The organism is Rhizobium sp. SAFR-030 (assembly GCF_059415005.1).
The window spans coordinates 1-789 of record NZ_JBPFDO010000014.1 but is presented as its reverse complement, the minus strand read 5'-3'; the positions used below and the strand labels follow the sequence as shown (position 1 = coordinate 789).

Genomic DNA, 789 nt, shown 5'->3' with positions numbered 1-789 from the left:
CTACTCCTGCTAGGCTGCCGTTCACTTTTCTCCTTCATGCCTAAGCCTCGTGTATCGACAGAAGCCGTAGAGAGCCACCGCGCCGCATGTCCTATCGCAGCATCTCCCCGCACCTTATAGCAGTCCTGTTTCTTCTTGGTCCGCAACCTGCCTTCGCAGAGGAGCCGACCTTGCCACCAGGTGCCGAGACTGCGGGTAACGCGTCGCCCAGCGAAATCATGCTGCGTGCGGCAACACTGATGCAGGCGGGCAGCGGTGATGAGGCGACGTTCTGGTTCTATGCCGGACAACTTCGATGGCGCTCACGCCTGAACGCCAGCCCAGCTCTGGACCCGACCGGCGAACCCGCTCTGTTCTCGTCGCTGTTCGAGACACTCGGGCCGCCCGTCAATGCTTGGGCCTTCGGCGATATCCCCAAGCTCCAGCGGACGATCGACGCCGTGCTCCTTTGGGACGCACGTTATCACGATCCTTCGCTGGATCCGGCCGTACACGAGCGGATGCGGGCAGGACTGAAGGACCTTCGCGACCAGATGGTCGGGAAGCGGACATGATCAGAGCCGAGCGCGCCTCAAAGAGTCTGGAGAACCGATGATGCTGCGCTTAAGGCATTGGATCGACATGGAATGCTTGTCCCGCCTGCTGCTCGCCTGCGCGATGCTGCTTGCCATCTTCGGATCCGGATCGGCGCAGGATAGGCCTGTCGCGGATCCGTTGCTCAGCGGTCTTGAAGGCGCACTGCGCGGCTGCGAGACGTGGGTCCTCGACCCGTCAAGCTGGATGAACGAT

General features: G+C 61.9%; 1 protein-coding gene. It reads left to right on the top strand.

The annotated features are described in order from the left end of the window. The first annotated feature begins 86 nt into the window (after window positions 1-86). Window positions 87-554, top strand: a complete 468-nt coding sequence (locus ACR65N_RS22030) for a hypothetical protein (protein ID WP_440458774.1) — start codon at window positions 87-89, stop codon at window positions 552-554. Window positions 555-789: the final 235 nt, after the last annotated feature.

Bases quoted from the DNA above. Each gene is read 5' to 3' on its own strand.
- ACR65N_RS22030 (WP_440458774.1), top strand. From the start codon at position 87: ATGTCCTATCGCAGCATCTCCCCGCACCTTATAGCAGTCCTGTTTCTT.